Origin of the sequence: Roseateles sp. (assembly GCF_052436255.1) — a bacterium.
GTDB lineage: Bacteria > Pseudomonadota > Gammaproteobacteria > Burkholderiales > Burkholderiaceae_C > Pelomonas.
Genome location: NZ_JBQVNP010000148.1, coordinates 1 through 12,869 on the forward strand (window position 1 = coordinate 1; position 12,869 = coordinate 12,869).

Consider the following 12,869-nt stretch of genomic DNA (forward strand, 5'->3'; position numbering starts at 1 on the left):
GGGTGCAAACCCGCTGTTCCAGGTGCTGTTCAACCACCAGCGCGGCGACGGCGCGGCGCTGCAGGGCCTGCCCGGCTTGACGCTGACCGAATGCGAGCTGAGCGCGCAGGCGGCGCAATTCGAGCTCACGCTGGAAACCACAGAGGACGCCGACGGCCGCGTGCACGCGAGCCTGCGCTACGCGGCGGAGCTGTTCGAGCCGAAGACCATCGAGCGCATGGCTGGTCACTACCTCGCGGTGCTGAATGCCATGGCCGATCGGCCCGGGCAGGCAGTGGGCGACGTGGCGCTGCTGGGCGAGGCGGAGCGCACGCAGCTGGCGTCGTTCGGTGCACGCAGGCAATCTGCCGGGGCCGGCGAGCCGATCCACCGGCTGATCGAGCAGCAGGTGCGCCTGCATCCCGACGCACCCGCGCTGTCCTTCGAGGACCAGTCCCTGAGCTATGGCGAACTCAACGCGCGGGCCAACCGGCTCGCACATCGCCTGATCGCGCTGGGTGTGAAGCCGGAGGCCAAGGTGGGCATCGCCGTGGAGCGCTCCCTCGAGATGGTGGTGGGCATCCTGGCGATCCTGAAGGCCGGAGGTGCCTACGTGCCGCTGGACCCGGAGTATCCGGTGGACCGATTGAGCTACATGGTCGAGGACAGCGGCATAGCGCTGCTGCTCGCGCAGAGTCACATCCGGGTGCCCGGCACCGAGGCGCTGCAGGTGCTGGCACTCGATACCCTCGATGTTTCCGGAGAACCATCGGGCGATCCGCAGGTGGCCATGCACGGCGACCACCTCGCCTACGTCATCTACACCTCCGGCTCCACCGGCCGGCCCAAGGGGGCACAGCTGTGCCACCGCAACGTCAGCCGCCTGCTGGACGCCACCGACGCCTGGTTCGCATTCGGCGAGCAGGACGTCTGGACGATGTTCCACTCCTACGCCTTCGACTTCTCCGTGTGGGAGATATTCGGTGCGCTGTGCACCGGCGGCAGGCTGGTGGTGGTGCCGTTCTGGGTGAGCCGCTCGCCGGAAGATTTCCTGCGGCTGCTGCGCAAGGAGCGCGTCACGGTGCTCAACCAGACCCCGTCCGCCTTCGGCCAGCTGACCAGCCTGCCGCAGGCGAGCGAGGGCGGCCTCGCGCTGCGTACCGTCATCTTCGGCGGCGAGGCGCTCGACCCGCAGCGCCTGCACGGCTGGATCGAGCGCTACGGCGACGACAGCCCCCGGCTGATCAACATGTACGGCATCACGGAGACCACGGTGCACGTGACCTACCGGCGCATCACGGCAGCGGACCTGGACCGCTCCCGCAGCCCCGTGGGCATCGCCATTCCCGATCTGGGGCTGCAGGTGCTCGACGGGCAGCTCAACCCCGCGCCGCTGGGCGTGGCGGGCGAACTGTATGTCTCCGGCGCGGGGCTGGCGCGCGGCTACCTGAACCGCCAGGGCCTGACGGCCGAGCGCTTCATCGCCACCGACGACGGAGAGCGCCTGTACCGCACGGGCGACCTGGTGAAGTGGAACGCCGAAGGCCAGCTGGAGTACCTGGGCCGCATCGACCACCAGGTGAAGGTGCGGGGCTTCCGCATCGAGCTGGGGGAAATCGAGGCGGGGCTGCTGGCGCAGCCGGAGGTGCGCGAGGCCGTCGTCATCGCCGATGAGGGACCGGCGGGCACGCGGCTGGTCGGCTACGTTTCCGGACAGGGGGCGCAGGACATCGACACCGCCGCGCTGCGCGAGCGCCTGGGCGAGTCGCTGCCCGAATACATGGTGCCTGCCGTGCTCGTGGTGCTCGATGCCTTGCCGCTGAACTCCAACGGCAAGGTGGATCGCAAGGCGCTGCCGGCGCCGGCTTTCACGGCCAGCCACGCGTACGAGGCGCCGCAGGGCGATACCGAGGAGAAGCTCGCCGTCATCTGGGCCGAGGTGCTCGGCGTGGAACGCGTGGGCCGCCATGACAACTTCTTCGAGCTCGGCGGGCATTCGCTGCTGTCCGCGCGGCTGGTGGCCCGGCTGCACGCGGGCATGCACAGCGAACTCACGATCCGCGACGTCTTCCAGCACCCGAGCCTGGCCGCCATGGCTGCCCGGATCGCCGGGTCTTTGCGGGACGGCCCCCTGGACCAGGCCCTTTCAGAAATCGATTCGCTGATCGACAGCATGGAGACCGTTTGATGGAAACCACCGCAACCCGCCGCATCGCCGAGCGCTTCTCCCGGCTGTCGGCAGAGCAGCGCCGCGTGGTGTACGAGGGCATTCGTTCCAAGGGCCTGACGCTCGACCAGTTTCCCATCCTGACGCGCGAAGAGGCAGCGAAAGACTGTTGCCACGTGTCCTTCGCGCAACTGCGCCAGTGGTTCCTGTGGCAACTCGATCCGCAGAGCACGGCCTATCACATCAGCGATGCGCTCAGGCTCACCGGCGCGCTGGACGTGGATGCGGTGCGCGCAAGCTTCCAGGCACTCGTGGAACGCCACGAATCGCTGCGCACGGTGTTTCGCTCCGATGCCGACGGATCCGCCGAGCAGGTGATCTGCGAGGACGGCGGTCTCGACTTCTCGCTGCTGGACCTGAGCCGGGAAGATGCCGATATGCGCGAAGCCATGGCCGGCGAGGCCGCGCGACGCATCGGCGGCACGCCCTTCGACCTGACGAAGGGGCCCCTCCTGAGGGTGGGCCTGATCCGTCTGGCGCCAGACGTTCATGTGCTCGTGCTGGTGATGCATCACATCGTGTCGGACGGCGGGTCGATGCAGATCATGGTGGACGAGTTCGTGGCGCAGTACCGCGCCCGCGTGCGCGGCGAGGCGGTGGCATTGCCGCCGCTGCCGATCCAGTACGCCGACTATGCGGTCTGGCAGCGGCACTGGCTGGAGGCCGGAGAGCAGGACCGCCAGCTTGCCTATTGGAAGATGCAGCTGGGCGAGACGCAGCCGGTGCTGCAGTTGCCGCTCGACCATGCCCGTCAACCCGACGCGCGCTACAGCGAGGCAAGTCATCGCATCGAACTGCCCGCGCCGCTGGTCCGGGCACTGAACAGGCGCGTACAGGGCCAGGGTGCCACGCTGTTCATGGCGCTGCTGGGCTGCTTCCAGGCACTGCTCGCGCGCCACAGCGGCCAGGATGACATCCGCGTGGGCGTGCCGATTGCGAACCGCCATCGCGTCGAAACCGAAAGCGTGATCGGCTTCTTCGTCAACACGCAGGTGCTGCGCGGCGTGGTGGACGGACGCGCAAGCCTGTCGCAGCTGCTCGCGCAGACCCGCGAAGCGGCGCTGGGTGCGCAGATGCACCAGGACCTCCCGTTCGAGCAGCTGGTCGAGGCCTTGCAGCCCGAGCGCATCCCGAGCCTCCATCCGTTGTTCCAGGTGCTGTTCAATCACCAGCGCGCGGATTTCTCGGGGCTGAAGGGCTTGCCGGGCCTTGCATTGGAACCCTACCGCCTGCCCGGGCAGGCCGCGCAGTTCGAGTTGATGCTGGACACCGACGAGAGTCCCGACGGCCGGGTGCATGCGAAGTTCAGCTATGCACGGGAGCTGTTCGACGCCTCGACCATCGAGCGCATGGCGGGGCACTACGTGGCCCTGTTGCAGGCGCTGGCGGACCACCCTGAACAGGCGGTGGGCGAGGTGGCGCTCCTGGGCGAGACGGAGCGTTCGCAGCTGATTGCGCGCGGCGTGAACGCGCAGCGCTACGACGACACGCAGCCCGTGCACCGCCTGTTCGAGCAGCACGCGGCGCGCAAGCCGCAAGCGGATGCACTGGTGTTCGGCGAGGAAGTGCTGAGCTACGGCGACCTGAACGCCAGGGCCAACCGCCTGGCGCACCGGCTGATCGAAATGGGCGTAGGCCCCGAGGTACGTGTCGGGATCGCGGTGGAGCGCTCCATCGAGATGATGGTGGGCATCCTGGCGATCCTGAAGGCCGGAGGCGCCTACGTGCCGCTGGACCCGGACTACCCCGTGGAGCGGTTGAGCTACATGATCGAGGACAGCGCCATCGCGCTGCTGCTGACGCAATCGCACGTTGCGGCGCGACTGCCGCTCGGCGGGTCGCTGGCCACGCTCGAACTCGACACGCTGGAGCTGCACGGGCAGCCCGCGCACGATCCGCAGGTGGCGCTGCACGGCGAGAGCCTGGCGTACCTGATCTACACCTCCGGCTCGACCGGGCGGCCCAAGGGAGTGGGCATCGCGCACCGGGCGCTGGTGCAGCACGCGCAGGAGTCGGTGCGCTTCTTCGGCCTCGTGCCCACGGACCGGATGCTGCAGTTCTCGACGCTGAACTTCGACGGATTCGTCGAGCAGACCTTCCCGCCGCTGGTGGCCGGAGCGGCGATCGTGCTGCGCGGGCCGCAGCTGTGGGACAGCGAGACCTTCTACCGCGAGCTGATCGGCAAGCGCATCAGCGTGGCCGACCTGACCACCGCGTACTGGCTGCTGCTGGCGCAGGACTTCGCACGGCACGGCACGCGCACCTACGGAGCGCTGCGCCAGGTCCATGCGGGCGGCGAGGCGATGCCGCCCGAAGGGCTCAATGCGTGGCGCAAGGCGGGGCTGGCGGGAGTCACGCTGCTGAACACCTACGGGCCGACGGAGGCGACGGTCACCGCGTCGATCCTGGACTGCGCGGCCTACCTGGAGGAGGGCCACGAGCAGCCGCAGCGCATGCCGATCGGCACGCCGCTGGCGGGGCGCGCGCTGCGCGTGGTGGGAGGCGACCTCGGGCTGGTGCCGCAAGGGGCGGCGGGGGAGCTGTGCATCGGAGGGGAGCTGCTCGCGCGCGGGTACCTGGGTCGTCCTGGCCTGAGTGCGGAGCGCTTCGTGGCCGACCCGTTCGGCGAGGCGGGTGGCCGGCTGTATCGCACGGGCGACCTGGTGCGGTGGAACACGCAGGGGCAGCTGGAGTACCTCGGGCGCATCGACCATCAGGTGAAGATCCGGGGGTTCCGGGTGGAGCTGGGGGAGATAGAGGCGGGGCTGCAGGCGCAGCCGGAGGTGCGCGTGGCGGTGGTGGTTGCGAGCGAAGGGCCTTCGGGGGTGCGCCTGGTGGGGTATGTGTCGGGCAGCGGGATCGACACGGTGCAGCTGCGCCAGAGGCTGGGCGAGAAGCTGCCCGACTACATGGTGCCCGCGGCGCTGGTGGTGCTGGAGGCGTTGCCGCTGAATGCGAACGGCAAGGTCGACCGCAAGGCCCTGCCGGCTGCGCAGTTCTCCAGCGAACAGGCGGACGACGAGCCGCGCAGCGCGGAAGAAGGTGCGGTGGAACGAGGACTGGCCGCGATCTGGGCGCAGGTGCTCGGTGTGCCGCGCGTGGGTCGCCACGACAACTTCTTCGAGCTCGGCGGCGATTCGCTCGTGGCGCTCAAGCTGCTGGCTCGCATCAACAAGTCCCGCGCGTTGAGTGTGCAGATCTCGCTGCAGGACCTGCTCGAGAAGCAGACCATCGCCAAGCTGGTGGCGCTGCTGGATATCGGCGCTGCGCCAGAGCCCGTTCAGCTGCTGAACGCGTATGAGGGGCCGGCAGGGGCGATGCCGCTGTTCTGCGTGCCGCCCGCGCGACGCCGACCCATCGACTACCGGCCTCTGGCGCGCCACCTGGAAGACGCGCACCCCGTCTACGGCCTGTGCTACACGGACGACATAGCCGGGCTGGAGTCCATCGAACAGATGGCGCGTTTCTACGTCGGCGCGATCCGCAAGATGGGGCTCCAAGGCGCTGTCGGCATCGTCGGCTGGTCGCTGGGTTCGGTGGTCGCGGTACACGTCGCGCACCTGCTGGAGCAGGACGGCGTTGAAGTCGCTTTCCTCGGCATGGTCGACAGTTTCCTGCTCGACGAGACCTTCGATTCGAACGCCTGGTACAAGGACTTCCGCGACTTCGTCCGGGACGCGGCCAACGGGAGCATGAGCCCGGAGGCCATCCAGGCGATGCTCGACAGCTTCGAATTCATCCGCTCAGCCTCCGACGAGACTGTGCGCGATGCGGTCGAGGAGATCGTGGCGGCCGCGGGTATCGGCGTGAAGCCCTCCGACATCTTCGACGGGATCGTCGGAACCCGGCGCGTGAATGCGATCACCGAAAAGATCGCCGCATTCCCGCGCCTGAAGGTGGCGCCGCATTTCTGGTGGAAGAAGGACAGGGCGGCCAGGGACAAGGTCGCGCTCCTGTCGCAGTTCGACGGCGAACCGCGTGTTTCCATGGAGCTGGATGCGGATCATCAGGGCATCGTGCACAACGCAGCGCTGTTGCGCCATGTGCATGCGGCCATGAGCGAGGCGCAGGAGATGGCCGGCGTGCACTGAAGGCAGGGCGGCGCGGCAGCGCACGCCGCCGGGGGCAGAAAGGATGCCCCCGGACCCCCCGCATTGCGCGGGGGAGGGTGCGGCATGTCAGAACTTGTAGCGGGCCGTCAGGGTGGCCGAGCGCCGGGTGCCCTGATAGCACTCGCCGTGGTAGCAGATCGTGTTGTACTTCTTGTCCGCCAGGTTGCTGATATTGAGTGCGAAGCGCCACGGGCCGCGTTCGTAGTGCACGGCCGCGTCGAGAAGTGTCACGCCGCTTTGAGCCGTGGTGTTGTGCTCGTCGTTCTGGCGTTTGCCGATGTAGCGCACGCCGCCGCCGAATCCCAGGCCGTTGCCCAGCAGGTAGTCGAGCCACAGGGAGGCGGATTGCTTGGGCACGAGCGGCGGAATCTTGCCGATTTCGTCCGGATCGGCGCTGTTGAGCACCTTCATGTCCAGCCAGGTGTAGGCGGCGGCAAGGTTCAGGCCCGGTGCGATCTCGCCCTTGGCTTCCAGCTCGATGCCGCGGGAGCGCTGCCTGCCGATCTGGCGTCCCTCGCCGGTCGTCGGGTCGTAGGTCACCACGTTGGTCTTGCGCAGATCGAAGGCCGCGGCGGTGAACATGGTGCGCGTACCCACGGGCTGGTACTTGACGCCGACCTCGACCTGCTTGCCGCGGCTCGGCTCGAAGGGGACGCTGTTCGCGTCGACACCGCTGTTGGGCAGGAAGGACGTGACATAGCTGATGTAGGGCGCCCAGCCGTTGCCGACCAGGTAGCTCAGGCCGGCCCGGCCACTGAATGCGCTGTCCGATTGCCGGGTATGGGTCGTGTTCAGGTAGTCGTCGGTGATCTGGCGAACGCTGTCGTGGCGCCCGCCGAGAGTGACGACCCAGTTCTCGCCGAACTTGATCTGGTCCTGGGCATAGAAGCCGGTCTGGCGCGTCGACTGGGCCAGATTGCTCAACGGCCTGGTGGGCATCGTCACGGCCTGGCCGTAGACGGGCGCGAACAGGTCGAGGTCGGGGGCCGCGCCGACGAAGCGCCGCTGCTTGCCCTTCTGGTCGCTGAAGTCGACGCCCAGCAGCAAGGTGTGCTGGACGGAGCCGTACTGCAGCTTGCCCTGCACATTGGTGTCGAGCGCCGCCAGGTTCACGGGGTCGTTCCAGGTCCTGGCGATGCGGGAGAGCGTGTGCTGGTCTTCTCCGAGGGTGTCGGCCCAGACCACGCGCCTGCTCATGGCGATCTGGCTGTAGCGGAAGTTCTGGCGCAGGGTCCAGGTGTCGTTCAGGGCCGTCTCGAAGCGGTAGCCGACGGCGCTCGACGTCTGCTTGAGCTGGCCGAAGCTGTAGTCACCCACCTTGATGGGGTAGAGAACGTAGTCCCGGGTGAGGAAGTAGGGGTCTTCGCCCGTGTTGTTCCTGAGGTACTCGCCGAAGACCGTCAACGAGGTCGTCGCGTTGGGCTGCCACCGCAAGGACGGTGCGATGTATGAGCGCGTGTGGTTCAGCTTGCGGCCGTCGGGGTACCGGTCCTGGTCGTTGCTGTCGAGGCCCACGCCGATGAGGCGGTAGCTCAGGTCGGTGTTGTTGCCGATCTGGTCGCCCAGGTCGAACGCCAGCTGCTTGCGCTGGAAGCTGCCGTACTGGAGCTCGATCTCGCGCACCCGTTCGCCGGGCTCCTTGCTCACGCGGTTGACGATGCCGCCCGCATCCGCCTTGCCGAAGACCATCGATGCCGGGCCGCGCAGCACTTCCACGCGCTCCAGGGCATAGGGTTCGGTCAGGTAGTAGGTGGGGAGGAACGCCGGCTGGCCGAGCCCGTCCCGGTAGATGCCGGTGACGCCGGCGTCGAAGCCTCGCAGCAGGATGTATTCCCAGCCACGGTTGTCGGGACCATAGGTGTTCGTCGTGACGCCTGGCGTGTAGCGCACGGCATCCATGACATCCTGCGTGCCGCGCGCGTCCATCTCCGCGCGGCCGATGATGGAGATCGATTGCGGCACCTCGAGCACCGGCGTGTCCGTCTTGGTGGCGGTAGCGGTACGGCGTGCGACATAGCCGTTGACCGGTCCGGTGGGGGACTCTTCAGCGCTGGCTGTCACCTGCACTGCGGGCAGGGTGCCCTGGGCGCCGGAAAGGCCGGTGGTCCGGCGGATCGCGAAGCCGCCGTTGGCCGTGCGCGTGGCTTCGAGCGAGGAGCCCGCAAGCATCTGGCTCAGGGCCTGGTCGACCGTCAGCCGGCCTTCCACGGCGCGCGAACTGGTGCCGGCGACCACGTCGCCAGCGGCAAACACCTGCACGCCGGTCTGGCGCGAGAACTCGTTCAGCGCCGCCCCGAGCGCCTGCGACGGCACGTTCACGTTGAATGTCTGGGCGACGGCCAGGCCGGAAGCCTGTGCCGAAGCCAGCGGTGTCCAGACGGTGAGAACGGAACCGAACGCCGCGGCGAGCGCGGCGTTCAGCAGATGTTGACGAGGCAGGGGACGCATAAAAGAGCAACTCCAGTTTTTTGAATTACGACGCATTCACATTCAGGTGCGGAGGCCGGCCCAACTTCCGGTCTTTGGCGCATCTGTAAGTAAGACGTTCGAACTCATCAAACAGAGACACCCCGTGTCGAACTTTCTTCGATGCCGTTGCCCGGCGTCCGGGTTCAGGTCTGGATCGCCTCGGGTTCCGGCCTCAGGTGCAGCGGGGTGCCGCCGGGCGTGGCCAGCAGGGCACTGCCGATTTCGCCGGTTCGCACCGACGTGACCGACAGGAGCGTGTCGCTCAGGCCGTGCGAATCCTCGCAGGCGCCCTGCAGGTAGATGGCGGGATGGAAGTCGGGCCTGGCCTGCACGCGGTAGTAACGATCGACCGTGCAGTCGCCGAGGTAGTCGGCCAGAGGCGAGAGCAGTGCCTTGTGGTGCTCCCGCACGTAGCCCGTGGCGAGTACCACGGCGTCGTAGCGCACCGTGTGCTCCCGCTGGGCATTCTGGTCCCACAGCGTGAGATGCACGCCGGCGCCGTCGGCGGCCACGTTGCGGATGTCGTGGCGACGCAGGAAGCGCAGGCGGTTGTCGCCGGCCACGCGCTGCTGGTAGAAGGCCTTGTAGATCTGCTGGATCAGCTCCAGGTCGGCTACCGCGTAGTTGGTATGCCAGAACTCGTCGAGCAGCGCGGCGCGTTCTTCCTCGGAGCGGCTGAATGTGTAGTCGGTGAACTCGGCGTTGAAGATCTCGTTCACGAAGGGGCTGTCGTCGGCCGGGCGGATCGACCGGGCGCGCGTGATGAGGTCGACCTGCGGTGCGCCGGGGCGGCCCTGCAGATCCATGAAGATCTCGGCGGCGCTTTGCCCTGCGCCGACCACGGCGACGCGGCGAGCATCCGGAAGCTGCGCTATGTCCTGCAGGTAGCTGCTCGAGTGAAGGACGCGGGGGTCGTTGCGCAGGTGGCGGAAGCCGTCGGGAATGTTCGCCGTGCCTCCGATGCTGACCACGAGGTTGCGCGTGAGGCGCTCGATCAGCTTGCCCGCATGGTTGCGCGAGCGCACGCGCAGCAGTGCCACTTCACCGCCCTTTTCTTCGGGCAGGACCTCGAACACCTCCTCGCCGTAGGCGCAGGCATCCTCGAATTGCTCGGCGGCCCACGAGAGGTAGTCGTTGAATTCGTGGCGACTGGGGAAGAAGCTCTTCAGGTTGACGAAGTCGGTCAGCCGGCCCTTTTCGTGCAGATAGTTGATGAAGGTGAAGCGGCTGGTCGGGTTGCGCAGCGTGGCGAGGTCCTTCAGGAAGGAAATCTGCATGTGCGCGTGGTCCAGCAGCATGTGCGGATGCCAGGCGAAGCTCAGCTGCTTCTCGATGAACAGCGCGTCGAGCGGCCTGCCGGCATGGCGCTTTTCCTCGAGCGCGATGGCCAGGGCGATGTTGGACGGGCCGAACCCGATCCCGACCAGATCATGGACGTGTGGCATTGGAAATCAACTCCTGTGGTGGAAGGCGGCGAGTCGCGCGCGGCGGTCTGCCCTGGGCCGTGTGTAGGAAGACGCTCGGCGGCGCGGGATGTTCATGCGTCCACGGTCTCGGCCATCAGGGCCAGGCCCTGGTGGAGCGCCGGGAAAAGGCTGCGATTGAAGTTGTTCCAGCGCAGCTCGAGGATGGTGTCCGTGGGGTCGATGTCGGTGTCCAGCACGTCGAATATGACTTCGCCGGAATCGATGCCGGTGTCCACGTAGTGGAAGGAGGCTCCGGTCTTCAGTACCGGTTCGATCGTCACCGTCTCGCGCGTGTGCCAGTCGATCACCCGCTGGCCCTTGGCCCCGTACAAGGCGTCGAGCGTGGCCCAGGCGCCGCGGCGCTCGAAGGGCGACTCCAGTCGCGTGATGCCCGGATGGATGTTCACGATCCGGCGGAAGAAAGGGCTTTCGGGGCGCGCCAGCTGGTCGAGGATCACAAGCAGGCCATCGAGCACGACGAGGTCGGCTTCCAGCGCAGTGAGCCGATCGAGCAGGCGCTGTTCGAACTCCTTCTTCCCGGTTGCGCGCGCGGCGGCCGCGTCCAGCGGCAGCCGCCGGTAGGTCGAGGGCACGTTGTGGAAGATGTCGTTGACCCGGCGGCCCTGCACCTGCAGTTCGCCCGGGTAGATCCATCGGCGGGCCGGATCGAAGCCGAACCCGTAGTCCTGCAGTGCCTGGCGGTCGCGCGGCGATTCTTCGTCGTCGTCGAAGAGCACGGCTTCCAGCGAGTAGGCATCGCCCAGCGGCGTGCGGTCGAGCGCTTCGGCCAGGTACTCCAGCGGAGATTTCATGTAGCGCTGCCCGCCCTTGTAGTCGATGTACTGGCCGGCCTTGTCGGCCGCCGCATTCCTCAGGGACATGATGTAGACGAGTCTTGCCTTGGACATGGTGATGCGCTCGGGTAGTGGGTGAAAGAAGTGAGTGATGTGATGTGGTGGCGTCAGCGGTGTGCCGGCGACAGCGGACAGGCGCCGCAGTAGCCCTCGCGGGGCAGCAGGTGGAAGAGGCAGCACTGGCGGTGCAGCCTCATGGTCCGGTCGTGGCCGTCGAATTGCACGCGGACCTCGCGCTGCGGGCCGGGCAGGGGGTTGGTCCATGCCGCTCCGGTCGCGGCGCTGCCGGCCGGCCAGTCGGAGTCGTGCAGCAGATGCCGCCTGTCGTCGGCGATGGGCGGCGATCCTCCGGTCAGTGCAAGAGCCTGGTCGAGCACAGGCTCGAGATTGCGCGCCGTGTTGCTCCACAGGATCTTGGCGGGGAGGCCCGACAGGTAGCTCAACGCGGAGAACAGCGGCTCCAGGTGGTGTCGCAGCAGCGCCGAATAGCGCTCCGCGGTGGTCATGCCGCGCTGCGGCCGGCCGAGTTCGCGGATGTGGAAGCTCACCGGGCGGGCGTTGGGGTCGAGGCGCACCCAGACCTGCTCCGCGGCAGCGGGGAATCCGTGTTGCAGCACGCTGGCGGCGGCCGCGACCGGCGGCAGAAGCATGCCGAGATAGTCCAGGCTCCAGGCCGACGCCACCGCGCGCAGATCCTCGCCTTCGACCCCCAGGTGCGACGCGTGCAGGCGAAGCACGCGGCCCAGCAATTCGGGCGACTGCACCAGGTCGGCAACGCGCACCGCGCCCGCGGGCGGTTGCGGCGCACACTGCAGCGCCTCGCCGTGCGGCGCCAGTTCGCCCTGGAACAGGGGCTCCAGCATGGCGATCATGGCGCCGTCGGGCAGAAGGGGTCGCCGGTGATGCGGCGGTTTGCAGGGGGCATGAAGCTAGGACGGATGAGTCGCGCAGGTGTTCATGCCGCGATGCATGAGCTGTGGCATGAACATTTGCGCGAGCCGCCCGTCAAGTGGGGTACAGGCGGTCCGCTGCCGTCCGCAGCCCTGCCGGCGCGGCGGAGCCGCATCATCCGTTTCGTGTCCGGCGGCTGGGTTCGCTCCCCGCCGCCGGACTCCAGTCGCCTGCGGGCGGAAAGAGTTCTTGCATGACAACTGCCCCCCGTCCCGACGGTGAGTTCGCACGCCTGCTCAAGCCGTTCCTGCCGTGGATCCTGCTGTCTGCGGTCATGGGCATCGGCGCCGGCGCGGCCACGGTCGCGCTGCTGAGCACCATCAACCAGGTGCTCAACCGGGAAGGCGGCCTTTCGGGCGGCCTGCTGCTGACGTTCATCGGGTTGTGCGCGGTGGCGCTTTTCGGGCGCATGGTGTCCGATGTCTCGACCAACTTCGTCGGCCAGCGGGTGGTCGCGCAGGTTCGCAAGAGCCTGGCGCAGAAGATTCTCTCGGCGCCCATCGATGCGCTGGAGCGCTACCGCACCCACCGGCTGATGCCGGTGCTGTCCCAGGACGTGGACATGGTCAGCGACGTGGCGTTCGCACTCTCCGCGACCTTGATTGCCTGCGTTACCGCGCTCGGCTGCCTGGCCTATCTGGCCTACCTGTCGCTGCCGCTGTTCGGCGTGCTCGTGGTGGCGCTGGCGATCGGCGCGACGGTGCAGGCCATGGCGCAGATCCGCGGCGTGGAGGGCTTCTGGAAGGCGCGCGAGCATGAAGACCAGCTGCACAAGGCCTATCGCGCGATCAGCAGGAAGAACAGGCCCGAG

Annotated in this window: 7 protein-coding genes; 3 read left to right on the forward strand and 4 right to left on the reverse strand. The window is 67.8% G+C overall.

The window, feature by feature from the left end; all coding sequences use genetic code 11:
- Both ACT6S0_RS22835 and ACT6S0_RS22840 read left to right on the forward strand, forming a co-directional pair.
- The coding region (locus tag ACT6S0_RS22835) for an amino acid adenylation domain-containing protein (RefSeq protein ID WP_444766056.1) at positions 1–2,167 on the forward strand (2,167 nt) is incomplete at its 5' end.
- A complete protein-coding gene (locus tag ACT6S0_RS22840) occupies positions 2,167–6,297 on the forward strand; it encodes an amino acid adenylation domain-containing protein (protein ID WP_444766057.1) in 4,131 nt (1,376 codons plus the stop codon). The genes ACT6S0_RS22835 and ACT6S0_RS22840, both read left to right, overlap by 1 nt.
- Before the next feature lie 87 nt (positions 6,298–6,384).
- Here ACT6S0_RS22840 and ACT6S0_RS22845 read toward each other — a convergent pair whose 3' ends face one another.
- The 4 genes from ACT6S0_RS22845 to fhuF form a co-directional block, all read right to left on the reverse strand.
- Entirely contained in the window at positions 6,385–8,766 is a 2,382-nt protein-coding gene (locus ACT6S0_RS22845; RefSeq protein WP_444766058.1) for a TonB-dependent siderophore receptor, read from the reverse strand.
- A gap of 164 nt (positions 8,767–8,930) precedes the next feature.
- Positions 8,931–10,232 carry a lysine N(6)-hydroxylase/L-ornithine N(5)-oxygenase family protein gene (locus ACT6S0_RS22850; protein ID WP_444766059.1) on the reverse strand — a complete coding sequence of 434 codons (1,302 nt, stop codon included), beginning with the start codon at positions 10,230–10,232 and terminating at the stop codon, positions 8,931–8,933.
- Positions 10,233–10,324: 92 nt separating this feature from the next.
- Positions 10,325–11,161 (reverse strand): formyltransferase family protein, encoded by an 837-nt coding sequence (locus tag ACT6S0_RS22855; RefSeq protein ID WP_444766060.1) that lies wholly within the window; start codon positions 11,159–11,161, stop codon positions 10,325–10,327.
- A gap of 53 nt (positions 11,162–11,214) precedes the next feature.
- A complete protein-coding gene (gene fhuF / locus ACT6S0_RS22860) occupies positions 11,215–11,979 on the reverse strand; it encodes a siderophore-iron reductase FhuF (RefSeq protein WP_444766061.1) in 765 nt (254 codons plus the stop codon).
- A 272-nt stretch (positions 11,980–12,251) separates the two neighbouring features.
- Here fhuF and ACT6S0_RS22865 point away from each other — a divergent pair.
- The coding region (locus tag ACT6S0_RS22865) for an ABC transporter transmembrane domain-containing protein (protein WP_444766062.1) at positions 12,252–12,869 on the forward strand (618 nt) is incomplete at its 3' end.

Coding starts and splice junctions, on each gene's coding strand:
- ACT6S0_RS22840 (WP_444766057.1), top strand. CDS start 2,167: ATGGAAACCACCGCAACCCGCCGCATCGCCGAGCGCTTCTCCCGGCTG.
- ACT6S0_RS22850 (WP_444766059.1), bottom strand. CDS start 10,232: ATGCCACACGTCCATGATCTGGTCGGGATCGGGTTCGGCCCGTCCAAC.
- ACT6S0_RS22845 (WP_444766058.1), bottom strand. CDS start 8,766: ATGCGTCCCCTGCCTCGTCAACATCTGCTGAACGCCGCGCTCGCCGCG.
- fhuF (WP_444766061.1), bottom strand. CDS start 11,979: ATGATCGCCATGCTGGAGCCCCTGTTCCAGGGCGAACTGGCGCCGCAC.
- ACT6S0_RS22855 (WP_444766060.1), bottom strand. CDS start 11,161: ATGTCCAAGGCAAGACTCGTCTACATCATGTCCCTGAGGAATGCGGCG.